This window comes from Paludibacterium sp. (assembly GCF_019232825.1).
Classification (GTDB): Bacteria; Pseudomonadota; Gammaproteobacteria; order Burkholderiales; family Chromobacteriaceae; genus Paludibacterium.
The window spans coordinates 1-24,995 of the sequence record NZ_JAFAND010000092.1 but is presented as its reverse complement, the minus strand read 5'-3'; the positions used below and the strand labels follow the sequence as shown (position 1 = coordinate 24,995).

Sequence of the window (24,995 nt, the reverse complement as noted above, 5' to 3'; positions counted from 1 at the left end):
CAATTCAAACGGCATATTAAAACTGTTTTTATTGCAAATTTATAACATTTAATTATTATGTCATAGATCCGTTGCGTTTAAAACGCCTCGGTCGCCGTGCCGGTTATGCCAGCATTTCTCGGCACACAGGGAACAATCACCAATCCATATCTATGAAAGCGGAGTCATTTAGCAATGAATAACCGTCTCAAGTCCGTCGTTACCGCCGCCGCGCTCACCGTCGGTCTGTGCTTTGCCCCGGCGCAAGCCGCCGATCTGCCGCACGTCGTCATCCTAGCCACCGGCGGCACCATCGCCGGCACCGGCGCCACCACCACCACCACCGTCGGCTATACCGCCGCCAAACTCGGTGTCGATCAGATGATCGCCTCGGTGCCGGAACTGCAAAAAGTGGCCGACGTGCGCGGCGAGCAAGTCGCGCAGATCGCCAGCGAAAGCATGAACAACGAGGTGTGGCTGAAGCTCGCCAAGCGCATCAACCAGCTGCTGGCGCAAAAGGACGTGGACGGCATCGTGGTGACGCACGGCACCGATACCATCGAGGAAACCGCTTACTTCCTCGACCTGGTGGTCAAGAGCAAGAAGCCGGTGGTGGTCGTGGGCGCCATGCGCCCGTCGACCGCCATCAGCGCCGACGGCCCGATCAACCTGTATAACGCCGTGATTCTGGCGGGCAGTAAGGACGCGGTCGGCAAGGGTGTGCTGGTGGCGCTCAACGATCAGATCAACGCCGCGCGCGAGGTCACCAAGACCAATACCGCGACCGCCGACACCTTCCGTTCGCCGGATCTGGGCTTCATCGGCTACATGCAGGACAACAAGCCGCACTTCTACCGCATGTCGACGCGCAAAAACACCGCCGATACCGAGTTCGACGTCAGCAAGCTGGATAAGCTGCCGCGCGTCGACATCGTCTACGGCTATGAAAACATGGACCGTGTCGCCATGGACGCCGACATCGCTGCCGGCGCGCAAGGCATCGTGCAGGCCGGCGTGGGCGACGGCAGCATCGCCGCGCAGATGATGCCGGCCTTCCGCGACGCCCGCCAGAAGGGGGTGATCGTGGTTCGCAGCTCGCGCACCGGCAGCGGTATCGTGGCGCGCAACGGCGAAGCCAACGACGACAAGGAAGATCTGGTGGTGAGCGACACGCTCAACGCGCAAAAGGCGCGCATCCTGCTGATGCTGGCGTTGACCAAAACGCACAACACCCAGGACATCCAACGCATGTTCTTCACCTATTGATCGATCGGTAGAGTATGCGAAAGCCCCGGACCAAAGGCGCCGGGGCTTTTTTCCGCCGGCTTGCGTCCGCTTATGTCGCGGTTATCTGAATCCGGTAGCGGTTCACGCACTCGTCGATTTTCGAACTGTTCTCCGGTTTACGGTTCATTGCCGAGCGTTCGGCGGAAGGGCGGTCTTGGTAGCCCTGCCGGGCCTCGATGATCATCGTGCAACCGCGGTCAATCTGCGTATTGCGCTTGTTGATCTTGGTATCGGCCGTCTCACTGGCGGCAGCGGCGCCAGCCGCCAACGAGAGTATCAGCGGCGTCAATAGCCACGTTGCCTTCATCGCTATCCTCCTTTGCGAAAATCAGTTTAAACAACATGTTTAAACCAAGCTTTTATAGGACCGACGGACAACAATCGTCAAGCCGACGGCGCAGCCTGGCCACGCGGATTCACCAGAGCATCACGCAGCACTGCTAGAATGGCAGCAACTCGCGACAACAACAGACAGACTTCCTCATTATGAGCACCATTCTCGTCACCGGCGGCGCCGGCTACATCGGCAGCCACACCCTGTTGGAACTGATCGCCGCCGGCCACGATCCGGTCGTGGTCGACAATTTCAGCAACAGCAAACCCGAAGCCTTGCGCCGGGTCGAGCATCTGAGCGGCCACGCCGTGCCGTGCCACGCCGAGGATCTGCTCGACCGAGCTGCGCTGGTAGCGCTGTTCCAGCGCTACCGCTTCGACGCGGTCATTCACTTTGCCGCGCTCAAGGCCGTGGGCGAATCGGTGGCCAAGCCGCTCTCTTATTACCACAACAACCTGACCGGCACGCTCAATCTGTTGTCGTGCATGCAGGACGCCGGGGTGCGCAATATCGTGTTCAGCTCGTCGGCCACCGTCTATGCCGACACCGGCGGCAAACCGATCACCGAGGACTACCCGCTCGGTCCGACCAACCCCTACGGTCAAACCAAGCTGATGACCGAAACCTTCTTGCGCGATTTGGCGGCGAGCGAACCTGGCTGGCGCGTGGCGCTGTTGCGCTACTTCAACCCGGTCGGCGCGCACGAAAGCGGCCTGATCGGCGAGGACCCCAACGGTATTCCCAACAATCTGCTGCCATTCGTCAGCCAAGTGGCGGTGGGCAAGCTGGCTGAACTGAAGGTATTCGGCAACGACTACCCGACGCCGGATGGCACCGGGGTACGCGACTATCTGCACGTGGTCGATCTGGCGCGGGCGCACGTCAAAGCCCTGGCGTTGATGGACGGCGCGCCGGCGGTACACACGTTGAATCTCGGCACCGGGCGCGGCCATTCGGTCTTGGAGATGGTGGCGGCGTTCGAGCGCGCGAGCCAGCGGCCGGTGCCCTACCGCGTGGTCGCGCGCCGCGACGGCGACATCGCCAGCTGCTTCGCCGACCCTTCGCAGGCCGAACGAGTGCTGGGTTGGAAAGCCGAGCACACGCTGGACGACATGTGCCGCGACAGCTGGCGCTGGCAGCAGCAAAACCCCAACGGCTACGCCTAACCACCGTACATTCGCCATCACGATCGCTCCGTGATGCTATGCGATCATGATTAAATACCCCGTATGCGCAGGTTAGACCTTGCTCTCCGCCTCTCTTAGGCTGTGAAAACCTGAATCTGCGTCGACGGCCCCGCCTCTACTTGGGCGGAAGGCTTATCGCCGCCCGCCCCTCTTTACGTTCTGAATGAATAAAGAACCTGCCATCATGCGGGTTCTATTTGACGAAATCGTAATCGATCGATTACATTAACTATGTTCACGATCAAATCTCTTCCTTAGTTCAAGGCCCGGCTAGACAGTCTGAGCGACACCAAAACACGCAGCGCGGTCGTGGCAAGAATCAAGCGTTTGGAGTGCGGCCTCATGGGAGACGTCGAGCCGCTAGGTGACGGTCTTTGGGAGTTACGCATTCACCTTGGCTCGGGTTGGCGCATCTACTTCAGCCAACGGGGCATGCAAGTCATCGTATTGCTGGCAGGAGGGACCAAACGTACGCAGAAGCGCGACATCAAACGCGCAAAGGCCCTGGCAGCGCAACTGAGATGACAGGAGAAATAGCGGTGAGCAAACAACAGCATATCAACGTGGATGAACTTCCCGAATTCGATGCGGTGCCGTATCTAGACAGTGAGGAGGCGATTGCAGCATACCTGACTGATATTCTAGAAGCGAATGATGCGGCACTACTGGCCTCTGCTCTCGGCGATATTGCCCGAGCGCGCGGAATGACGGACATCGCCAAATCGGCAGGAATCTCACGCGAAGCCTTATACAAGGCTCTCCGCCCAGGCAGCGAACCACGCTTTGATACCATTAACCGTGTTTGTGCCGCGCTCGGCGTGCGCCTGGTCGTCGAACCGATGCATACGCACTAGTGTTGCGTAGCTATTCTCCCCACGACAACCACGGAATCTGGCCGCTAAGGACCCTCTGAACAAGTTATTTACCACTGCGTTTGGTCAATAACAGGCCGAATGCAAGGCGCGCGACGCAGGTCGCAGTTATTCTGCGATGCCAAGGAGCGCAACGCCGTCAGGCGGCCGCTTGTAGGCCAAACCCTTCGGGGCGGCGCCTGGCGGTCGGTCTGCTTTGTTGCGCGGCTGGTGGATGGAATGACCATCCACTGCGCCCCGCGCCGCGCATCCCCATCCCGCCAGGGGCCGCCGCAGCGGTAAATAACTTGTTCAGAGGGTCCCTAAACGCGGCCAGATCTTTTTTAAATCCGCGGGGTCGACACCGACACGTCGCCGCACTGCCCGCGGTGGCGCAGCGCGTGGTCGATCAGCACCAGCGCCAGCATCGCCTCGGCGATCGGCGTGGCGCGAATGCCGACGCAGGGGTCGTGGCGGCCGTGGGTTTCCAGCGTCACAGGGTTACCCTGCTTGTCGATCGAACGGCGCGGGGTGGCGATGCTGGACGTGGGCTTGATGGCGATCGACACCTCGATCGGCTGGCCGGTGGAGATGCCGCCCAACACGCCGCCGGCGTGATTGCTGGCAAAGCCTTCGGGGGTCAATTCGTCGCCGTGCTCGCTGCCGCGCTGGGTGACCGAGCCGAAGCCGGCGCCGATCTCCACGCCCTTGACGGCATTGATGCCCATCATCGCATAGGCGATCTCGGCGTCGAGCCGGTCATACACCGGCTCGCCCCAGCCAACCGGCACGTTCTCCGCCACGACACGCAAGCGCGCCCCGACCGAGTCCAGGCTCTTACGAATGCTGTCCATGTACGCTTCCAGCTCGGGCACGATGCCGGCGTCGGCGGCAAAGAACGGATTCTGTTCGACCTGCGCCCAGTCGGTGAATGGAATCACCACCTCGCCGATCTGTGTCAGGTGGCCGCGAATGACGATGCCGAACTTCTCATGCAGCCATTTCTTGGCGATGGCGCCGGCTGCCACGCGCACCGCGGTTTCACGCGCCGACGAACGGCCGCCGCCGCGCGGATCGCGAATGCCATATTTGTGCCAGTAGGTGTAGTCGGCATGGCCGGGGCGGAAGGTATCGGCAATGTTGCCGTAGTCGCGCGAGCGCTGATCGGTGTTGCGGATCAACAGCGCGATCGGCGTGCCGGTGGTCTTGCCTTCGTACACGCCGGAGAGGATTTCGACCTTATCCTCCTCGCGCCGTTGGGTGACATGACGGCTGGTGCCGGGCTTGCGCCGGTCCAGTTCCGTTTGAATGTCTTGCTCGGTCAACGCCATTCCCGGCGGACAGCCGTCCACGATGCAGCCGATGCCTGGTCCATGGCTCTCCCCGAAGGAGGTGACCGTGAACAACAGGCCAAAACTGTTTCCCGACATCCTGGTTTCTCCACTATTCAATCGTCTTTGCGACGATTCTAGCATGGCCGCGCCGGGGGGACGCAGGCCCAGGCCCTAGTCCAAATGCGGCGCAAACACCCGTAGCCGATGGCCATCCGGGTCTTCGGCTACGAAGGTATAGCCAAAGTCCATCTCGGTGAGCGGCTGCAAGATCGGCAGGTCCTTGGCGCGCCAGGCGGCGAAGAGTGCGCGCACCGCGTCGTCGTCGGCGACCGAGAACGCCAGCTCACCGCCCCCGCCGGCGGCGGTGGCGGCCGGCTCGACCGTATGCTTGGACCACAAGCCAAGCTTGACGCCGCTGTCGAGAACAAAGAGCGCAAAAGTGGGCGAGGACTCGACCGGCTGCCGATCCAGCAGCCAGCGATAGAAAGCGGCGCTTTGCGCCGGATTGTCGACATACAGCAGCACGTAGTTGGGTTGAGCCATCAGAATCTCCTGGCTTGAGCGGCGCGGGCGACGGCCCGGCTGACAACCGCAGTGTAGAGATCGACACTGTCAGTTTTTGTCAGCAGCGATGCCGTTCTGCTCGCGCCACGTCTTCAGCAAGGCCTGACGGCGCGCCGGATACCGTTCGCTCAACATGTCCATGGCGATGATGCGGTCGGCGCGGAAGTGGCGAAAATCCTGGCGCAACTCGCACCATGCCGTCAGCACGCGAACATGGTCAAAGTACCCTAGGGCGAACGGCCAGACGGTGCGAGTCGATTCGGCCCCCTGCAGATCGCGATAGTGCAGCGCCACCTTGCGCTCACTCCGGATCGCCTGGCGCACCAGCGACAGGTCGACGGCGGACGCCGGCTCGGAGGAGCCCGGCACCAGCAATGCGGTCGTGTCCAATGCCAGCCGCAGGTCGGCCGGCAGCACGGCGGCAACCTTGGCCAGCGCGCTCGCGGCGCCCTCCGCCAGACGGGCGTCGGCGCGCTTCGCCACCCAGCGTGTGCCGAGCACCAGCGCCTCGATCTCCTCCTCGCTGAACATCAAAGGCGGCAACATGAAGCCGGGCCGCAGCACATAGCCGAGACCCGGCTCGCCCTCGATGGTCGCGCCCTGCTCTTGCAACGTGGCGATGTCGCGGTAAAGCGTGCGCAGGCTGATGCCAAGATCTTCGGCCAGGCGGGCGCCGGCCACCGGATAGCGGTGGCCGCGCAGAAGCTGGAGCAGAGCCAGCAGGCGTTGTGATCGTGACATGGCGGCGCGGCGAGAAGGAACGTCCCGCCCTGCATCATACGTTAGATATTCTCCGGGACGGCGGCAAAATCGCCGGCCAACCAGCGCAACACCAGCGGGAAATGGTCGTCGACCGCGTCCGGATGCGTCAGCAGCGAGGCATGGTCGTAATCCTGACGATGGCCAGTGCAGCGGCCGAGCAGATGCAAGCGCGAGACATGCTGGCCGGCCTCATCGCGAAAACGGCGCACGTCGTCGCGGTGTCCAAGGCACGGGTCGTCCCAGGCGGCGAAATACAGCGTCGGCGGCAAAGCCAGCCGCGTCGCCGCGGCGGCGTAATCGAAGCCGTCGACCGGATCGACCCAGCGGTCGTCACGCACCCAGCGACTGCTGTGCGCGTGGCTTAAGCGCGTTTCGTTGTCGGGCCCCAGCCCCATAGCCCGCGACGGTAGATAGCCGACCACATGGGTAATGAGGTGGGCGACGCCGTTCCAGAAAAAGTCGACTTTCAGCCGGCGCTGCAGATTCTTCACGCGCACCGTGCGCTTGGAGGCAAAATACACGCAAGAGGCGACGTCGGGAATCAGGTCAGGGTCGCGCAACAGCGCGCTGTGCATCAGTACGCCACCCCAGGAGTGCGCCATCCAGTGAATCGGCGCATCGCCCTTCAGCGCGCGGATGGCGCGATGCGCGGCGGGGATATCGTCGCGGATGCTCTCGGTCTGACCGTGACGCGCGCGTTTGTCGATGATTGGCGTACTGCCGCCACGGCCGCGCAGGTCGAGCACGAACACGTCATAGCCGGCGCGCGCCAGATAGTGCGCCAAGCCCTTGCCCGTGTTGGAATAGAAAATGCGTCCGTTGGCCATGGCGCCGTGCACCAGCAGTACCGCCGGACCCGCGTCTTGGCGGTAGATGCGGCGCAGACGCAAACGGTCAGACGCCGTCACCGCGACGAAAAAGTCGTGTTCCAGGTTTTCCACGGCAACCCCAAGTCATGGCGCCGTCTGATGCGGCGCTCCGGTAAATCAAGCAAACGCTTGAATGATTGCCGGAAATTTCCGTTTACGTCAAGCGCCGGCTTGCCGCTCGCGCCACACCGTCCAGCCGGACAACAACGCCAACGCCAAGGCGATCAGCAACATGCCGAGCCCCTCGGTCCGATCCGGCGCCTCGCCCATCTGCAGCCAGGCCATCAGCACCGCCACCGCCGGAATCGCCAGCACGTTCAGGCTCGCCATGCCGGCCGACAGCCTCGAGAGCAGCAGCATCCAGGTCAGCCAGCCCAGCCCGGAGGCGAACACGCCGAGATACAGCAAAATCGCCACCAGCTGCCAACTGACGTGGACCGGCGGGGCCGGCACCAGCCATGCCAGCGCGCCGAGCGGGATCACCCCCCACAGCATTTGCCAGAAGGTCAGCGCCACCGTGCCGACGCGATGACGCTGGCGCAACCGTTTGGCCTGCACCGCCGCCACGGCCCACGCCAAGCCGCCGGCAATGGCCAACACGTCCGACAGCGGCCCGCCGCGCAATTGCCAGGGCTGGATGATCAGCGTGAGGCCCACACAGGCCAAGGCCACCGCGCCCCACTGCAGCCCCACCAGACGCTCGTTGAGAAAGCAGCGCGCCAACAACAGCGTCCAAAACGGCATGGTATACGCCAACACCGACACCTTGCCGGCGCCGCCGGCCAATAGCGCCATTGTCGTCAACGAACCGAAGGCGGCGGTTTGGCTCATGCCAAGCCAAAAGGTTGGCCAAAACGGCGTAGGCCGCAGGCTGCGCCGCGTCAGCAACATCGCGGTGGCGAGCGTGACGAGACCCAGCAGCGTGCGCCAGAACGCCAGTTGCAATGGCGTCATATACGGCAACCCCATCTTGCTGGCGATCCAGCTATAGGCCCACACCAGCCACAATCCCACCAGCAACGCGACGCTGCGCCCTTTTCCAAGCATGGTCGACAATTCCTTCTCCATCACGAAACAAGCGGACGTGATCGCTCACGCCCGCTTGCCGGGTCTAGGGCCTGTCTGCAGCCGCAAATAGTTTGCAGACAGCCCCTAGCACAGATCGATCAAGCCTGTTCCAAGTTCTTGGACACGATCTCGAACACGTCCTTGGACAGCTTGGCCGCGGCCAGGCGTTCCAGTTCGGCCTTCATCAGCGCCTGACGCTTCGGCTCGACCTTCTTCCAGCGGTTGAACGCCCCCACCAGCCGGCTCGCCACCGACGGGTTGAGCGCATCGATCGCCAGCACTTGATCGGCCATGAAGCGGTAGCCGCTGCCATCGGCGGCATGGAAGTGCTGCATATTGCGGCCGAAGGTGCGAATGAGCGCGTAGACCTTATTCGGATTCTTGATCGAGAACGCCGGGTGCGCCATCGCAGCGCGCACTTGATCCAGGGCGCTCGGCACCTGGCACGATGCGAGCAGCGCGAAGTACTTGTCCATCACCAGCGGATCGTTGGCCCACCGAGCCGCAAAGGCCGCCAAGCAGTCGGCGCGTTCGGGAACGTCGCGATCACGTAGCGCCACGAGCGCCCCCATCTGATCGCTCATGTTGTCGGCTTGCAGGCACTGGTTCTTGGCGGTTTCCAGCGACCCGGCCTCGTCCAGGCGGCACAGCATCGCCAGCGCATGATTCTTCAGCGTGCGCTGACCGGCATCGGCCGGAAGGTAGGCGCGCGTCTGGCTAAGTTCCAACGTCTGACGCCATTCGGCGCGCAGCGCCTGCGCCAGGTGTTTGAGCACGAACTCGCGCACGTGATGGTGGCAGGCCGGGTCGGCGCCATCGAACCACTCGAGCATTTCGCCTTCGCTCGGCAAGGAGAGCATCAGCGCCTTAAAGGCAGGGTCGGCTTTCAGATCCTTCAGCACCGCGGCAAACGCCGCGGTGAAGTGCGCCGGCACCGAGAGCGCGCGGCCAGCCTGGCTATCGGCCACCAGCATGCGCAGCACGCGCTGCGACAGGATCTGGCCGGCTTCCCAGCGGGAGAAGGCGTCCGAGTCGTGCGCCATCAAGAAAGCCAACTCGACGTCCGTCAGATCGACATTCAATTGCACCGGCGCGGAAAAACCGCGCAGCAGCGAAGGCACCGGCGCGCTCGCCACGTCGACGAACAGGAACGACTGCTCCGCCGCCTTCACATCGAGCACGCGGGTGGTCGCGCCGGCTTGCGTCTCGCCGTCGAGCTTGAGCGGCAAATCCTTGCCGTCACTGCCGAGCAGCCCCAGCGCGAGCGGGATATGCATCGGCTGCTTGTCGCTTTGGCCAGGCGTGGCCGGACACGACTGACGCACGTCCAGACGGTAGGTGCGCGCCACGGCATCGTAGTGGCCCTTGGCGTCCAGCACCGGCGTGCCGGCCTGGCTGTACCACAGCGCGAATTGCGTCAAGTCGACGTCGTTGGCGTCGGCCATCGCGGCTCGGAAATCGTCGCAGGTCACGGCGTGGCCGTCGTGACGCTTGAAATACAGATCCATGCCCTTGCGGAAGCCATCGCGGCCAAGCAAGGTCTGGTACATACGCACCACTTCGGCGCCCTTTTCATACACCGTCATGGTGTAGAAGTTGTTCATTTCGATGTAGCTGTCCGGGCGGATCGGGTGCGCGGTCGGGCCGGCATCCTCTGGGAACTGCATGGCGCGCAGTCCCTGCACGTCCTCGATGCGCTTGACCGCGCGGCTTGTCATGTCGGCAGAGAACTCCTGGTCGCGGAACACGGTCAGGCCTTCCTTCAACGACAGCTGGAACCAGTCGCGGCAAGTGACGCGATTGCCGGTCCAGTTGTGGAAATACTCGTGCGCGATCACCGCCTCGACCGCCTCGAAATCGGCGTCGGTGGCGGTTTCCTGCCGCGCCAGCACGTACTTGGTGTTGAAGATGTTCAGGCCCTTGTTCTCCATGGCGCCCATATTGAAGTCGCCCACCGCCACGATCATGTAGATGTCGAGGTCGTACTCCAGACCGAAGCGCTCCTCGTCCCATTTCATGGCGTGCTTGACCGCCTCCATGGCGAACACCACCTTGTCCTGGTCGGCCGGTTCGGTCCAGATCTCCAGCGCCACTTCGCGCCCGTTCATCGTAATGAACTTGTCCTTGAGCGCGGTCAGCTTGCCCGCCACCATGGCGAACAGATAGGACGGCTTGCGGTATGGGTCGACCCACTTCACCCAACGGCGCTTCTTGTCGACCATGCCCTCGCCCACCTTGTTGCCATTGGACAGCATGGCCGGAAACTTGAGCTTGTCGGCGACGATCGTGGTGGAGAACTTGGCCATCACGTCGGGACGGTCAAGATAATAGGTGATCTTGCGGAAGCCTTCCGGCTCGCACTGGGTGAACAGGTTGCCGTTGGAGGCATACAAGCCCATCAGGCTCGTGTTCGCCGCAGGCTCGATCTCGGTCTCCACCTCAAGGATGAAGCTGTCGGGCACAGCCTTCACCGTCAACGCGTCATCGGTCAGCTGATAGCGCTCGGGCTCCAGCGGCTGGCCGTCGAGCACCACGCCCGACAGGCGGGCCGAGCCGTCGAGCACCAGATCGGCGGCATGGTGCGCCTCCGGGTTGCGGGTAATGACCAGACGCGAGGAAACCCGCGTCAACGTGTCTTCAATGTCGAACTTGAGATCGACCCGATCGATCAGAAAGGCCGGCGGCTGGTAATCATGGCGATACTTGACTTGAGGCTGGCGTGTCATTTTTCAACTCACTGTAACGAGGTCTATACGGCGGGGATGGGCCCCGCCAACGCTCCGCTATCTTGCGGATTCATCTACACCGCGGGCCAAGGCCCGGTTTTTTTCATCAAAGACAAACGGCAGGCATCGGGCGTTTGCGCCTTCGGCAGCACCTGCACGGTCAAGAGCTCGTCGCGGCGGAAGGCGTGCACGATAACGCTCCGCCCTGCGATCAGGCCTGCCTGCATCTTGTCGGCATCGGTCGCGCGCAAACCGTCCACCGCCACGATCACGTCGCCGCCGGACAAGCCGGCCGCCTGAGCCGCGCCGCCGTCATACACGTGCTGCAGCCGCACGCCGAGCGGGTCGCTCGCGCCCTTGATGCCGAGCGAGGCGCGCGGCACGTCCGGTTCGGACTTCACGGCGCCGAAGCCGCCGCGGTCGGTCAGGCCCGCGCCGTAGTCGAAGGCAAACTTGATCCCTTGGGTCGCCAACAGCGGGCCTAGCGGCAGATCGTCCGTAGCGCGCAACGCCTGCTGGAAAAAATCGTGTAAATCAAGGCCGGTCGCGTCGCCAGCCAGCGATTCCCATTCGCCCTCGGCCAAGCCAGCGCCATCCTTTTGCCATTTTTTCCACAAAAATCGCATGACATCATCAAGCGACTTCGTGCCTTTGGTCTTGTCGCGGATCAACAAATCCAGCGCCAACGCCACCAGCGCTCCCTTGGCATAGTAGCTGACGATGCTATTGGGGCTGTTCTCATCCTGACGGTAGTACTTGGTCCAGGCATCGAAGCTCGAGGCCTCCAGCGTCTGCTTGGTACGACCGTTGCCACGCCACACGGTGGTGACCGTCTCCGCCACGCAACCGAGGTAACGCTCGCGGTCGATCAGGCCGGCGCGCAGCAGCGCCAAGTCGTCATAGTACGAAGTCACGCCCTCGAACGCCCACAACAGGCGGGTATGGTTTTCGCGCGTCAGGTCATAGGGCTGGAACGCAGCGGGCTTCAGGCGTTTGACGTTCCAGGCATGGAAATATTCATGGCTGATGAGACCCAACAGCCGAAGATAGCCGTCGTCGATGCCCTTCGCGCCCGGACGCGGCAGATGGTCGCGGTCGGCCATCAGCGCGGTGGAGGCGCGGTGCTCCAGGCCCCCGTAGATCTCCTTGCCGACGAACAGCATGAAAACGTAGCGGTCAAACGGCGCCGGTTCGCCGAACAAGCGGATATGCCATTCGCAGATTTTCTTCGTATCGCGCGCCAAACGTTTCAAGTCGGCGTTAAAACGCCCAGAGACCACAAATTCGTGCGGCACGCCGCACGCCTTGAACGACACCGACTCAAACAAGCCAAGTTCTACCGGATGGTCGATCAGCGCATCGTAATTCTCGGCGCGATAACGTCCGAAGCCATTGTCCTTTTGTTTGCCCTCGCGCAGCGGCAGGCTGGTGGCGACACGCCAGTCTTGATAGGCCTTGCCGCGCGGCCGCTCGATCTCGACCTCGCAGCGGCCCTGTTCATAGCCGTCGACCGCCAGGAAGACGCTCGTCCCGTTGAAGAAGCCGCGCTGAGCGTCCAGATAGGCCCCGCGCACCGACAGGTCGAAGGCATATACCTGATAGTAGAGCGTCAGCGCGCCGTCGACCGGATCGGCCTGCCAGCTATGCTTGTCGAGCTTATGCAACGCCACCGGTTGCCCGCCGCATTCGGCATGCAGCGTGACGATGTGCCGGGCGAACTCGCGGATCATGTAACTGCCCGGAATCCAAGCCGGCAAATGGAACAGCTGACCTTTCTTGGCCGGCTGGCTAACCGTTAAGGAAACTTCGAAAAGATGCGCTTCGGGCGAGGCGGGGCGAATGCGATAGAGAACAGGAACGGACATGAGCAGCTATCCTGCAAGGGCAAAACAACATTCTAACATTGCCGTGTGGTATTGAGCGGGCCACCCCAACAAATTGATTCAGGTCAACTAATGGCCACACCATGACATTATACTGCAAGCGTTGTTGAAATAAGTTAAATAACAAAGTTAGCCTGCAAGCCGCCGAGATCAGTGAAATTTGCGTATTTCATGACCTCCGCAATTCGTCTTTAACAGACGAATGCATATAGAATAACGGCAATGGCCTTACCGGGATGATGGTCCAGACAGCGTCCGGACCACGGGATGTGTCGCAACTAAGGAATTCTGCCGGACCTCGCGTTCAGGGTAATCCTGGCGTGGGTCTTCTTGTGGCGAGCAGTGTTTTCTCGTTCTGAGTTCGCAACCTTGGAGATAACCATAAATGGAAACGCAATCCACTTATAACTATAAGGTGGTGCGCCAGTTTGCCATCATGACCGTCGTTTGGGGCGTGGTCGGCATGCTGGTGGGCGTCATCATCGCGGCCCAAATGGTGTGGCCGGAGCTCAATTTTGGGCCCTGGTTCCACTTTGGCCGTCTGCGCCCGTTACACACGAACGCCGTGATCTTCGCCTTTGGCGGCTGCGGTCTGTTCTCCACCTCGTATTATGTGGTGCAGCGCACCTGCAACGTCCGGCTGATCTCAGACAAGCTCGCCGCCTTCACCTTCTGGGGCTGGCAGCTCGTCATCGTGCTCGCCGCGATCACGTTCCCGCTCGGCATCACCTTCGGCAAGGAATACGCCGAATTGGAATGGCCGATCAAGGTATTGATCACCATCGTCTGGGTGGTCTACGCCATCGTCTTTTTCGGCACCCTGGCCATCCGCAAGGTCAAGCACATCTACGTGGCCAACTGGTTCTACGGCGCGTTCATTTTGGCCGTGGCCTTGCTGCATATCGTCAACAGCGCCTTCATTCCGGTGAGCATGTGGAAGTCCTACTCGGTCTATTCGGGCGCGGTGGACGCCATGGTGCAGTGGTGGTACGGCCATAACGCGGTAGGCTTCTTCCTGACCGCCGCCTTCCTCGGCATGATGTACTACTTCGTGCCGAAACAGGCCGGCCGTCCGATCTACTCGTACCGTCTGTCGGTGGTGCACTTCTGGGCGCTGATCTTCACCTACATGTGGGCCGGCCCGCACCACCTGCACTACACCGCGCTGCCCGACTGGACTCAGTCGCTAGGCATGGTGTTCTCGCTGATCCTGCTCGCACCGAGCTGGGGCGGGATGATCAACGGCATCATGACCCTATCCGGCGCCTGGCACAAACTGCGTACCGATCCGATCCTGAAGTTCCTGATCGTCTCCCTGTCCTTCTACGGTATGTCCACCTTCGAAGGCCCGATGATGTCGATCAAGACCGTCAACGCGCTGTCGCACTATACCGACTGGGGCATTGGCCACGTTCACTCCGGGGCGCTTGGCTGGGTCGGCTTCATCACCATCGGCTCGATCTACTACCTGATTCCGCGTCTGTGGAACCGTGAGGAGATGTTCAGCACCAAGCTGATCGAAGTGCACTTCTGGATCGCCACCGTCGGCGTCGTGCTCTACATCGCCTCGATGTGGATCGCCGGCGTCACCGAAGGTCTGATGTGGCGCGCCATCAACCCGGATGGCACCCTGACCTACGCCTTCGTGGAAGTGGTCAAGGCAGTGCACCCGTATCTGATCGTGCGCGCGCTGGGCGGTCTGTTCTACCTCAGCGGCATGCTCGTCATGGCATACAACGTGTTCCGCACCATCAATGCCGGCAAGGCCGTCGACGCCAAGATCCCGGCGTTGGCAGCGCAAAGCCATTGAGCGGAAAGGCAGAATAAAAATGGATAAGATTCAGCAACTTGTCGAAGAACATGTCGGCTTCCTGATCGTATTCACGCTGATCGTGATCAGCGTTGCCGGCCTGGTGGAGATCGTTCCGCTGGCGTTCCAAAAGTCCACCACCCAGCCGATCGAGGGCCTTAAGCCGTACAGCGCCCTCGAATTGACCGGCCGGGACATCTACATCCGCGAAGGCTGTTATACCTGCCACTCGCAGATGATCCGTCCGTTCCGCGCCGAAACCGAGCGCTATGGTCACTACTCGGTGGCGGGCGAATCGGTCTACGACCATCCGTTCCAATGGGGTTCCAAGCGTAATGGCCCGGACCTGGCCCGCGTCGGCGGCCGCTACTCCGACGAATGGCACCGCGTCCACCTGAACAACCCGCGCGACGTGGTGCCGGAGTCGAATATGCCGGCCTTCCCGTGGCTGGCCAAGAATCTGGCCGATGCGGACGACGTTCAGGCGAAGATGCGCGCGCTGCGCGTGGTCGGCGTGCCGTACACCGACCAGGACATCGCCAACGCCAAGTCGGAAGTCGAGGGCAAGTCCGAAATGGATGCGCTGATCGCCTACCTGCAAAGCCTCGGCCTTGCACTGAAGAACGTGCGTTAAGCCATGGACTGGACCAATTTTGCCCACGAGCTGTTCACCGTCTTCTGCTTCGTGTCGTTTCTGGTGTTCGCTTGGGTCGCCTACAGCAAGCGCTCCAAGCAACGCTACAACGACGTGGCGAAGATGATCATCGACGACGATGACTTGACGCCTGAAGAGGACGGTGACGAGCCAAGCGGCAATGGAGCGAGATGATGAGTGATTTTGTCAGCGGTTTCTGGGGGATCTACATCACGGTCATCGTGGTTGCGGGCTTCGTCGGCCTGGCCGCGCTGTTGATTACCCAATCGAAAACATCGGTCAAGCCCGGCCAACAGGCCGAGACCATGGGCCACGTGTGGGACGGCGACTTGCAGGAGTACAACAATCCGCTGCCGCGCTGGTGGATGATGCTGTTCTATCTGACCCTGATCTTCGGCGCCGTGTATCTGGTGCTGTATCCGGGTCTGGGCACCTTCCCGGGCATCCGCGGCTGGACCTCGGTCGGCCAGTACAACGAGGAGCGCGCACAGGCGGAAGCCAAGTATCTGCCGATGTTCAACAAGTATCTGCAGATGGACTTGAAGGCCGTCGCCGCCGATCCGCAAGCGCATGAAATGGGCCAACGCCTGTTCCAGACCTATTGCATCCAGTGCCATGGTTCCGACGCGCGCGGCGCCAAGGGCTTCCCCAACCTGGTGCATCACGACTGGCAGTACGGCGGCGACCCGCAAACCATCCAGACCACGATCCTGGGTGGCCGTCACGGCCAGATGCCGGCCTGGGGCTCGGTACTGGGTGAAGAGAAGGTCAAGGATGTGGCCAACTACGTGCTGAAGATCGCCGGCAAGCAGTTCGATGCCGACCGTGCATCGCGTGGCGAGACCACCTTCAAGACCATCTGCGCGTCCTGCCACGGTCCGGACGGTCACGGCAATACCGCCGTCGGCGCGCCGAACCTGACGCACCCGAGCGGCGTATGGCTCTATGGCGGTACCGAAAAGACCATCATCGAAACCATCACCAACGGCCGCAACAATCAGATGCCGGCCTGGAAGGACTTCCTCGGCGAAGGCAAGGTGCACTTGCTGGCCGCCTACGTGTGGAGCCTGTCCAACCTGCCGCAACAACCGGCACAATAACGCTGGTTTTCACCACTGCCCGCTCACGCGGGCAGTGGTGTTTCAACATAACAAAAAGTTCTATCTTTATAACACGCAAACAATATGAGAATTATGTAAAATTCATAGCAGTGAGTTTTACCTAATCCTCGCAAGGGAACGGCCATGTCGGATTCACTCAAAGACATCAACGTCAAAGTAGAAAATAAGCCGGAACAAGCGATTTCTCTGTACGAAAAATCCCGCAAGCTCTACCCGCGCGACGTGCGCGGCATCTTCGCCAAATGGCGCCTGCTGTTCCTATTCGGCACCCAACTGTTCTACCTCGGTATGCCCTGGGTCACCTGGAATGGCCGCCAAGCGCTGCTGTTCGATCTGGTCGACCGCAAGTTCTACCTGTTCGGCCTCACCATCTGGCCGCAGGATTTCGTCTATCTGGCCGCGCTCTTGATGTGCTGCGCCTTCGGCCTGTTCCTGTGGACCACGATCGCCGGCCGGCTGTGGTGCGGCTACGCTTGTCCGCAAACGGTGTACACCGAGGTCATGCTGTGGATCGAGCGTCTGGTCGAAGGCAACCACGTCAAGCGCATGAAGCTCGACCAGCAGCCGATGAGCGGACGCAAGTTCACGATCAAGTTCGTCAAGCACGCCATCATGATCGCCTTCTCGCTATGGACCGGCTTCACCCTCGTCGGCTACTACACCCCGATCCGCGATCTGGTGGCCGCGATGCCGACCTTCGACTACGGTCCGTGGGAAACCTTCTGGATCTTCTTCTACGCCGGCTTCACCTATCTGTTCGCCGCGCACATGCGCGAGCAGGTCTGCAAGTACATGTGTCCGTACGCCCGTTTCCAGAGCGTCATGTTCGACCGCGACACGCTGATCATTTCCTACGACGAGGCGCGTGGCGAACCGCGCGGCGCGCGTAAAAAAGGCATCGATCCCAAGGACGTCGGCCTCGGCAGCTGCATCAACTGCGGCATCTGCGTGCAGGTCTGCCCGGTGGGCATCGACATCCGCGACGGCCTGCAATACGAGTGCATCGGCTGCGCCGCCTGTATCGACGGCTGCGACGAAGTCATGGATAAGATGGGCTATCCGCGCGGCTTGATCAGCTACACCACGGAAAACGTGCAGGAAGGCAAGGTCCCGCGGGCACAGATCGCGCACCGCATCCTGCGCCCGCGTGTGATCATGTATTCGGTGGTGCTCTTGGTGGTGTTCACCACGGCCTGCACGATGTTCTTCCTGCGTCTGCCGTTCAAGGTCGACATCATCCGCGACCGCGCCTCGCTCGTACGCGAAACCGACGACGGCTGGCTGGAAAACACCTACAGCCTGCGCATCATGAACGTGACCGACCAGCCGCAGCACTTCACCGTGGCAGTCGATGGACTCCCCGACCTGCGCTTGCAAATGGATCAGAAGACCATCAACGTGGCGCCGGGCGACAACGTCTTGGTAGGCGCGCGTGTGCAGGCGCAGCCGGAGGTGGCGCCACAGGGCAGCCACGAGATCCACTTCACCATCCGCCAAGTGGAGCAGCCGTCCAATTACACCCGCGAGAAGTCGAGCTTTATCGGCGAATAACCGTCCCACGACGCCGTCCTTCGCGACGGCGTCGTTGCATTGCGGTGTCAAATCGCGTCCAATGCGGCATTCGTCCCGCAAATCGGAGATCTGTACATGCTGCCCCGTTCCTCGCTGTGGTTCGCCCTGCCCTGCGCCGCGCTCTTGGCCGCTTGCGCCGGCACGCCCTACCAGCCCGCCGTGCTCAACGGCAATGTCGAGCTGCCGCCGAACCTGATCAAGAACGGCCGCGACGTCATGGTGCGCCAGCGGCTCATGGACGTGACCGGCAGCGGCGGCGCCGCCGACGTATTGAGCGAACAGTTCCTCAACAATCCGAAGCGCACGCCGGTGGTCTACGCGTTGACCTACGACCGCCGCGCCGTCCATGCCGGCGGCCATTACGAAGTGGATAGTCAGGTCTACGCCAATGGTTCGCTACGCATGCAAGGCACGACGATGCTGACCGGCACCGACGCCGGCCTGCCCGCCACAGCCGACGTGACGCCGCAGCCGATCGCGCCCTGAAGTCGAGACGGGAACGCACGCCACGAGATACATCCGTAGCGCGCGTCCGCCAGGCGCTTACACTTGCTTCAAGCGCGCGGTGAAGTGACGCAGGATCGGCGGCTCATACTCGAAGGTCAGACCGCGGATGCTGCCGGCGCGGCCATTCAGTTCGATCAGACAGTCGGCGATGTAGTCCATGTGATCGTTGGTGTAGACGCGTCGAGGAATGGTCAGGCGCAGCAATTCCAGATCCGACGGTTCCTGCTCGCCGGTCACTGGGTTGCGGCCCAACAGCAGCGAACCGATTTCCACCCCGCGGATGCCGCCTTCCAGATACAGCGCGCAAGCCAGCGCGTGCGCCGGGAATTGGTGCGACGGAATATGCGGCAACATGCGCTTGGCGTCGACGAATACCGCGTGGCCGCCGGTCGGCGTCTGGATCGGCACGCCGCCAGTCGCCAAGCGCTCGCCCAGATAAGCCACCTGGGCAATACGGTAGCTCAGGTAGTCGTGGTTCAACCCCTCCCTCAAACCGATCGCCAACGCCTCCATGTCGCGCCCGGCCAAGCCGCCGTAGGTGACGAAGCCTTCCATCGCCACACAGCGCACCTGCACCGCGCGGAACAGATCGACGTCGTCGCGGAAACAGCATAGGCCGCCGATGTTCACCAGCGCGTCCTTCTTGGCCGACATGGTAAAGATGTCGCCATAGCTGAACATCTCGCGCACGATATCGCCGATTTCGGCCTGCGCGTAATCGCGGTCGCGATGTTTGATGAACCAGGCGTTCTCGGCGAAGCGCGCGGCATCCAGAATCACCGGAATGCCATGTTGGCGGGCCAGCTCGCTCACCGCGCGCAGGTTGCCCATCGACACCGGCTGACCGCCGGCGCTGTTACAGGTAACCGTCATGATCACCCCGGCCACGTTGTCGGCGCCATGCGTCTTGATCGCGGCGCGCAATCCCTCGAGGTCGAAGTCGCCCTTCCAGTCGTAGGCCTTCTGCGTGTCGAGCGCCGCCGGCGTCAGCAGATTCAACGCGCGCGCACCGGCCATTTCGACATGCGCCTTGGTGGTGTCGAAGTGATAGTTGGAGAAGAACACCGGCGCGCTGCCCTTGAGACGGCGAACGAGCTCGGGAAACAGAATCTGTTCGGCGCCACGCCCCTGGTGGGTCGGCATCACGTGCTGATAACCGAACAGCTCGCGCACGGTCTGTTCCAGGTGGTAGAAATTGCGGCTGCCGGCATAGGACTCGTCCCCCATCATCAGCCCGGCCCATTGCCGGTCGCTCATCGCGCCGGTGCCGCTGTCGGTCAGCAAATCGATATAAACGTCGTCCCCATGCAACAGGAACGGGTTCCAGCCGGCGGCATCGAGCGCCTGACGGCGGTACTCGGGCGTGGTCTGGTGAATCGGCTCAACCATCTTGATACGGAACGGCTCAGGAATACGACGTGCCATGTTGAATCTCCCTAGGCGCGGCTCACCCTGCCTCATGCGGCAACGGCAAGTCGGCCGAGTATCGTGTGTAACGGAAAAATGATGAAACACAGACGCCGCGTGGCGCGGCAGGGATCAAGCGCGGGGAAAGTCGTAGGTCAAGACGATGTCGAGCGTATACCAGTTCGGGACCAAGGCCCGGAAGCAGTGAACATCCATCATCAACTCAAAGGGTTAGCGCCACATCGGCGCCTCAACAGGCTACGCCAGGTTGCCATCATCGTTCAAGAAAAAAATAATCAATTCACATTCAATATGACAATAGCTTCACACCATAACATTTATCTGCCAATAGAATTACATCATCGCTTTATTTATGTCAGTCGCATCACAGAAAATCACGATCTATATCAACAAATGACCAATTGATGACATCCACGTTGCAATAAAAAGAAAATATCCTCATTGCAAATATCATCGCCGTTATCATGCCAGACCCCAGCGGTGTAATTACCGAATGGGGACATAACAAAAAAACATAAATCTATCGTCGTTGGTCTCAAGCTTCCTTGCACTAGGAATACATTAATGATCAAACAAGCACATCCAAAGGGCCTGTATCTGCTCTTTGTCACTGAAATGTGGGAGCGCTTCAGCTATTACGGCATGCGCGCCATTTTCGTCCTGTTCATGGTCAAAGCGTTGCTGATGGACAAAGCGGCCGCTTCGGGCATTTACGGTACCTACACGAGTCTGGTCTACGTGACCCCGCTGATCGGCGGCTACATCGCCGACCGCTATTGGGGCAACCGCCGCTCGATCATCACTGGCGGCCTGTTGATGGCCATCGGCCAGTTCATGATGTTCTTTTCCGGCTCGCTGTTTAGCCAGTCGATCGGCACCGCCACGACGATGATGTACGTCGGCCTGGGCGCGTTGATCGCCGGCAACGGCATGTTCAAGCCGAACATCTCGTCGATGGTCGGTCAGCTGTATCCGGCGGGCGACAAACGCGTGGACGCGGCCTTCACCATTTTCTACATGGGCATTAACGCCGGCGCGCTGTTGGCGCCGCTGGTCTGCGGCACCCTGGGGGACACAGGGAACGCGCATGACTTCAAGTGGGGCTTCCTCGCCGCCGGCTTTGGCATGCTCATCAGCCTGGTGGTGTTCTCCCTGCTGAAGAACCGCTATCTGGTCACGCCGGAAGGCAAGGCCATCGGCATGGCGCCCAAACGCGCCGTCGACACCAGCGGCCACGCCAAGCATGAGCCGCTGACCCGCGTCGACTACGAGCGCCTGGCGGTCATCATGATCGTGTCGGCATTCGTGATCTTCTTCTGGTCGGCCTTCGAACAGGCCGGCGCTTCGCTGACCTTCTTCGCCGAAGAACAGACCAACCGCAGCCTGTTCGGCTTCGTCGTGCCGGCCTCGTACTTCCAGTCGATCAATCCGGTGGCCATCGTGCTGTTCGCCCCTGTGTTCGCCTGGATCTGGACTCGCCTGGGCAACAAGGGCCGCGAGCCGGCCTCGCCGACCAAGATGGCGCTCGGCCTGTTCCTGCTCGCCATCGGCTATCTGGTGATCGCCTTCGGCGTCGACGGCCTGCAGCCGGGCGTCAAGGTCAGCATGATGTGGCTCACCAGCCTCTACCTGCTGCACACCTTCGGCGAACTGAGTCTGTCGCCGATCGGTCTGTCGCTGGTGGTCAAGCTCTCGCCGGTGCGCTTCACGAGCCTGATGATGGGTATCTGGTTCTTGTCCAACGCCGCCGCCAATAAGTTCGCCGGCATCCTCTCGGCGCTGTACCCGGATCCGAAAATGGCACCGCCGGTGTTCATGGGCTACACCATCCACAACCTGCACGACTTCTTCATGCTGTTCGTGGCCATGGCCGGGGTCGCCTCGCTGATTCTGTTTGCGCTGTCGCGCAAGCTGCAAAAGATGATGCACCTCGCCGCCTGATTCGCGCCGACCGTCAGATAGAACTGTGGCCACCGCACAAGCGGTGGCCTTTTTGCATTTGATAAACTTTTTGCCGTTCTCATCAGGTTTAAAAGCATATTAAGCTTTGCTGGTATAAAATCAGCGGTTACGAATTTTCCAGACACAGGACACGCATGAACACAACCCGACGGCGCGTATTGACCGTCTTGCTGGCGCTGCTTCTCATCCGGCTCATCGCCATGTTCTTCATTCCGCTGAACGACACCACCGAGGCGCGTTATGCGGAAATCGCCCGCAAGATGCTGGAAACCGGCAACTGGGTGACCCCGTTGCATGATTACGGCGTGCCGTTCTGGGCCAAGCCGCCGCTATCGACCTGGCTGTCAGCCGCCGCGATGGGCCTCTTCGGCGTCAATGCATTCGCCGTGCGCCTGCCGGCGCTGTTGCTCGCCATCGCCACCGGCTGGCTGACCTTCATCGCCGCCCGGAAGCGCCAGGGCGAGGAAGCCGCCTGGGTCGCCGTTCTGGCCCTCGCGGGCGGTGTGCTGTTTTACCTGTGCGCCGGCACGGTGATGACCGATCCGTCGCTGATGTTCTGCGTCACGCTGTCGCAATTGGCTTTCTGGTTTGCGCTGTCCGAGAAGAGCCGTCTGTGGGGCTATCTGTTTTTCGCCGGCCTCGGCCTCGGCCTATTGGCCAAGGGGCCGCTGGCGATCGTGCTCGTCGGCATGCCGATCTTCGTTTGGCTATTCTGGCAGCGGCAATGGATGGCGCTATGGCGCGACCTGCCCTGGGCGGGCGGCGTGGCGCTGATGCTGGCCATCGGCATTCCCTGGTACATCCTGGCGGAAATCCGTACACCGGGTTTCCTCAACTATTTCATCATGGGCGAGCACGTGCACCGCTTCCTCGATCCGGGCTGGAAGGGCGACCGCTACGGTTTCGCCCACGCTACGCCGCATGGGATGATCTGGCTGTTCGCGCTGGCGGGCTTCCTGCCCTGGTCGCCGCAAGCGATCTACTGGCTGGCGAAGCGCCCCGCCGCGCCAGCCGGCGAAGCGGATGACGGCTGGCTGTCGTACTTGGTGTTGTGGACGTTGATGACCCTGGCGTTCTTTACCCTGTCGGGCAATATCATCTTCCCGTATCCGTTGCCGATCGCCAGCGGCTTCGCCTTGCTGTTCGCGGAGCTGTGGCGCCGCCGCCAGGCGCCGCTCGCGCCGATTGCCTGGTTAGGCTTGTTTGCCGGCGTGGTAACGCTGGCGGCGACGCTGGCCTTTGCCGCGATGCCGGGCAAGGTCGGCCGCACCCAGGAGGCGCTGATCGCCGACTGGCAGGCCCAGCACCCGGCGCCGACGAGCCACCTGCTCTACTGGGATTCACGGCGCGAGTTCTCGGCCGAGTTCTATTCCCAAGGCCGCGTGCGCACAAGCCACGCGCCGACAGCGGCAATGGCGCTGTTGCAAGACCCGACGGTGGATTACATTGCCACCACATCCGACGACTATGCGACCTTGCCCGCGCCGGTCAAGCAAGCCTTTGAAGAAATCGGCCGTTTCCGCAACCCGGGGGAAGTCACCCTGCTGTTGCGCAAGCGGCATGGCCAAGTCTGATTCAGGATCTGACATGACTGAAGAGTTCGTTCCCGAGTATCTGCTGCAACTTCGCGCCGCAGAACGGCCGGCAGACCCGCTGGTCAGCTGCATCGTGCCCGCCTACAACGAGGCGGAGAACATCGTGCTGCTGTTGCATACGCTGCACCAGATTCTGCTGGCGGAGGGCTTGCGCCACGAGCTGATCGTCGTCGACGACGGCAGCCGCGATGCCACGGTGGAACGGGTACTCGGCATCAAGGATCAGTTGCCGGTGACACTGGTGCAGCTGTCGCGCAACTTTGGCAAGGAGCTGGCGCTGACCGCCGGCATCGATCTGGCGCGCGGCGACGTGGCGGTGCTGATCGACGGCGATTTCCAACACCCGCCGGAGATGATCCCCGCCTTCATCGCCAATTGGCGCAAAGGCTACGACATGGTCTACAGCGTCCGATCGAGCCGGGATGGCGAAAGCCTGGCCAAGCGCTGGTTCACGCGGGTGTTTTATGCGCTGCTCAATACCGGCGCACAGTTGAAGATTCCGGAAAACACCCAGGACTTCCGCGTGCTCGACCGCTGCATCCTGGACGCGCTGCGCCAGATGCCGGAACGCAACCGCTTCATGAAGGGCATCTACAACTGGGTCGGCTTCACCCGACTCGCGGTGGAGACCCACACCAACGACCGGCTGGGAGGACAAAGCAGCTTCAACCTCTACCGCCTGCTCGGCCTGGGTTTGACCGGACTCACCGCGTTTTCCAACGTGCCACTGCGCGTCTGGACCTTCGTCGGCAGCAGCATTTCACTTGCCTCGATCGCCTATGCGCTCTACGTCATCCTCGATACCTTGCTGCACGGCAACGACCAGCACGGTTGGCCGACGCTGATCGTCGCCATCATGTTCCTCGGCGGCGTGCAATTGCTATCCATCGGCGTGCTGGGCGAATACATCGGACGCATCTTCACCGAGGTCAAACAGCGGCCGGCTTACTTCATCAGCCGCATCACCCATTTGTCGGGCAGCGACGAGGGACGGGAGTGAAACGGCAGCTGCTCTGGTTTGGCGTGGTCGGCATCAGCGCGCTCGTCGTGCACTACCTGATGGTGACCGCCGTACTGACCCCGCTCGGACTCGCGCCGCTCGTCGCCAACATCGCCGCCTTCCTGGTGGCGTTTCAGGTCAGCTACTGGGGCCACCGCCACCTGACCTTCGGCCAAAGCGGCGTGTCGCACCGCCACGCGCTGCCGCGCTTTTTCGGCGTCGCCTGCCTGAGCTTCGCCGTCAACGAAGGTCTGTACGCGCTCTTGTTGCGCTTTACCGCGCTCGACTACCGGGTGTCGCTGTTGATCGTGCTGTTCGCCGTGGCGGCGCTGACCTTCGTGCTGAGCAAACTGTGGGCGTTTCGCGCCCGGAGCCTCGCCTGATGCGCCGCCTGATCCTGTGCGCCGACGACTTTGCCCAATCCCCCGGCATCAGCCGCGGCATCCTGGCACTGATCGATGCCGGCAGGCTGTCCGCCACCAGCGTGTTCGCGCCCTCGCC

Annotated in this window: 24 protein-coding genes and 1 pseudogene; 16 read left to right on the top strand and 9 right to left on the bottom strand. The window is 61.7% G+C overall.

Annotated elements, in window-relative coordinates:
• The first annotated feature begins 174 nt into the window (after positions 1–174).
• The gene (locus JOZ06_RS11875; protein WP_293232652.1) at positions 175–1,245 is read left to right on the top strand and encodes a type II asparaginase; all 1,071 of its coding nucleotides are present in this window, start codon (positions 175–177) and stop codon (positions 1,243–1,245) included.
• 70 nt (positions 1,246–1,315) lie between these two features.
• Here the strand turns inward: JOZ06_RS11875 and JOZ06_RS11870 are convergent, their stop codons facing one another.
• Positions 1,316–1,573, bottom strand: a complete 258-nt coding sequence (locus JOZ06_RS11870) for a hypothetical protein (protein ID WP_293232650.1) — start codon at positions 1,571–1,573, stop codon at positions 1,316–1,318.
• 179 nt (positions 1,574–1,752) lie between these two features.
• Between JOZ06_RS11870 and galE the strand changes: the two genes are divergently transcribed.
• From galE to JOZ06_RS11855, 3 genes and pseudogenes are all read left to right on the top strand, one after another.
• The gene (gene galE / locus JOZ06_RS11865; protein ID WP_293232648.1) at positions 1,753–2,766 is read left to right on the top strand and encodes a UDP-glucose 4-epimerase GalE; all 1,014 of its coding nucleotides are present in this window, start codon (positions 1,753–1,755) and stop codon (positions 2,764–2,766) included.
• A gap of 291 nt (positions 2,767–3,057) precedes the next feature.
• Positions 3,058–3,312 (top strand): annotated as a pseudogene (locus JOZ06_RS11860) (type II toxin-antitoxin system RelE/ParE family toxin); the annotation flags it as partial.
• A 14-nt stretch (positions 3,313–3,326) separates the two neighbouring features.
• The gene (locus JOZ06_RS11855) at positions 3,327–3,641 is read left to right on the top strand and encodes an addiction module antidote protein (RefSeq protein WP_293232646.1); all 315 of its coding nucleotides are present in this window, start codon (positions 3,327–3,329) and stop codon (positions 3,639–3,641) included.
• Between the two features lie 341 nt (positions 3,642–3,982).
• Here the strand turns inward: JOZ06_RS11855 and aroC are convergent, their stop codons facing one another.
• The 7 genes from aroC to JOZ06_RS11820 form a co-directional block, all read right to left on the bottom strand.
• On the bottom strand, positions 3,983–5,068 hold the full coding sequence (gene aroC / locus JOZ06_RS11850) for a chorismate synthase (RefSeq protein ID WP_293232644.1): 1,086 nt from the start codon (positions 5,066–5,068) through the stop codon (positions 3,983–3,985).
• Positions 5,069–5,143: 75 nt separating this feature from the next.
• Entirely contained in the window at positions 5,144–5,515 is a 372-nt protein-coding gene (locus JOZ06_RS11845) for a VOC family protein (RefSeq protein WP_293232642.1), read from the bottom strand.
• 69 nt (positions 5,516–5,584) lie between these two features.
• Positions 5,585–6,277: a YafY family protein gene (locus JOZ06_RS11840; RefSeq protein ID WP_293232640.1), complete on the bottom strand. Its 693-nt coding sequence runs from the start codon at positions 6,275–6,277 to the stop codon at positions 5,585–5,587.
• A gap of 41 nt (positions 6,278–6,318) precedes the next feature.
• Positions 6,319–7,239: an alpha/beta fold hydrolase gene (locus tag JOZ06_RS11835; protein ID WP_293232638.1), complete on the bottom strand. Its 921-nt coding sequence runs from the start codon at positions 7,237–7,239 to the stop codon at positions 6,319–6,321.
• A gap of 87 nt (positions 7,240–7,326) precedes the next feature.
• A complete protein-coding gene (locus JOZ06_RS11830) occupies positions 7,327–8,214 on the bottom strand; it encodes a DMT family transporter (RefSeq protein WP_293232636.1) in 888 nt (295 codons plus the stop codon).
• A gap of 119 nt (positions 8,215–8,333) precedes the next feature.
• Positions 8,334–10,961 carry an aminopeptidase N gene (gene pepN / locus JOZ06_RS11825; protein WP_293232634.1) on the bottom strand — a complete coding sequence of 876 codons (2,628 nt, stop codon included), beginning with the start codon at positions 10,959–10,961 and terminating at the stop codon, positions 8,334–8,336.
• A gap of 74 nt (positions 10,962–11,035) precedes the next feature.
• Positions 11,036–12,826, bottom strand: a complete 1,791-nt coding sequence (locus JOZ06_RS11820) for a PDZ domain-containing protein (RefSeq protein WP_293232632.1) — start codon at positions 12,824–12,826, stop codon at positions 11,036–11,038.
• A gap of 403 nt (positions 12,827–13,229) precedes the next feature.
• On the opposite strand from JOZ06_RS11820, the gene ccoN reads away from it, so the two are divergent.
• The 6 genes from ccoN to JOZ06_RS11790 all read left to right on the top strand — a co-directional run bounded on the left by ccoN (position 13,230) and on the right by JOZ06_RS11790 (position 18,488).
• Positions 13,230–14,654, top strand: a complete 1,425-nt coding sequence (gene ccoN / locus JOZ06_RS11815; protein ID WP_293232630.1) for a cytochrome-c oxidase, cbb3-type subunit I — start codon at positions 13,230–13,232, stop codon at positions 14,652–14,654.
• Between the two features lie 19 nt (positions 14,655–14,673).
• Positions 14,674–15,288, top strand: a complete 615-nt coding sequence (gene ccoO / locus JOZ06_RS11810; protein ID WP_293232628.1) for a cytochrome-c oxidase, cbb3-type subunit II — start codon at positions 14,674–14,676, stop codon at positions 15,286–15,288.
• A gap of 3 nt (positions 15,289–15,291) precedes the next feature.
• Positions 15,292–15,483: a cbb3-type cytochrome c oxidase subunit 3 gene (locus JOZ06_RS11805; protein ID WP_293232626.1), complete on the top strand. Its 192-nt coding sequence runs from the start codon at positions 15,292–15,294 to the stop codon at positions 15,481–15,483.
• Positions 15,480–16,409, top strand: a complete 930-nt coding sequence (gene ccoP / locus JOZ06_RS11800) for a cytochrome-c oxidase, cbb3-type subunit III (RefSeq protein WP_366515129.1) — start codon at positions 15,480–15,482, stop codon at positions 16,407–16,409. Before JOZ06_RS11805 ends, ccoP begins: the two co-directional genes overlap by 4 nt.
• A gap of 144 nt (positions 16,410–16,553) precedes the next feature.
• The gene (ccoG, locus tag JOZ06_RS11795; protein ID WP_293232624.1) at positions 16,554–17,981 is read left to right on the top strand and encodes a cytochrome c oxidase accessory protein CcoG; all 1,428 of its coding nucleotides are present in this window, start codon (positions 16,554–16,556) and stop codon (positions 17,979–17,981) included.
• A 96-nt stretch (positions 17,982–18,077) separates the two neighbouring features.
• Positions 18,078–18,488: a YbaY family lipoprotein gene (locus JOZ06_RS11790; RefSeq protein WP_293232622.1), complete on the top strand. Its 411-nt coding sequence runs from the start codon at positions 18,078–18,080 to the stop codon at positions 18,486–18,488.
• A 57-nt stretch (positions 18,489–18,545) separates the two neighbouring features.
• Here the strand turns inward: JOZ06_RS11790 and JOZ06_RS11785 are convergent, their stop codons facing one another.
• A complete protein-coding gene (locus JOZ06_RS11785; RefSeq protein WP_293232620.1) occupies positions 18,546–19,934 on the bottom strand; it encodes a tryptophanase in 1,389 nt (462 codons plus the stop codon).
• A gap of 81 nt (positions 19,935–20,015) precedes the next feature.
• Between JOZ06_RS11785 and JOZ06_RS11780 the strand changes: the two genes are divergently transcribed.
• The 6 genes from JOZ06_RS11780 to JOZ06_RS11755 form a co-directional block, all read left to right on the top strand.
• Positions 20,016–20,342 (top strand): hypothetical protein, encoded by a 327-nt coding sequence (locus JOZ06_RS11780; protein ID WP_293232618.1) that lies wholly within the window; start codon positions 20,016–20,018, stop codon positions 20,340–20,342.
• 159 nt (positions 20,343–20,501) lie between these two features.
• Entirely contained in the window at positions 20,502–21,878 is a 1,377-nt protein-coding gene (locus tag JOZ06_RS11775; protein ID WP_293232616.1) for a peptide MFS transporter, read from the top strand.
• 155 nt (positions 21,879–22,033) lie between these two features.
• On the top strand, positions 22,034–23,473 hold the full coding sequence (locus JOZ06_RS11770; protein WP_293232615.1) for a glycosyltransferase family 39 protein: 1,440 nt from the start codon (positions 22,034–22,036) through the stop codon (positions 23,471–23,473).
• 13 nt (positions 23,474–23,486) lie between these two features.
• Positions 23,487–24,494, top strand: coding sequence for a glycosyltransferase family 2 protein (locus tag JOZ06_RS11765; RefSeq protein ID WP_293232613.1), 1,008 nt, complete (start codon positions 23,487–23,489; stop codon positions 24,492–24,494).
• Entirely contained in the window at positions 24,491–24,877 is a 387-nt protein-coding gene (locus JOZ06_RS11760) for a GtrA family protein (RefSeq protein ID WP_293232611.1), read from the top strand. Before JOZ06_RS11765 ends, JOZ06_RS11760 begins: the two co-directional genes overlap by 4 nt.
• The coding region (locus tag JOZ06_RS11755; RefSeq protein ID WP_293232800.1) for a ChbG/HpnK family deacetylase at positions 24,877–24,995 on the top strand (119 nt) is incomplete at its 3' end. The genes JOZ06_RS11760 and JOZ06_RS11755, both read left to right, overlap by 1 nt.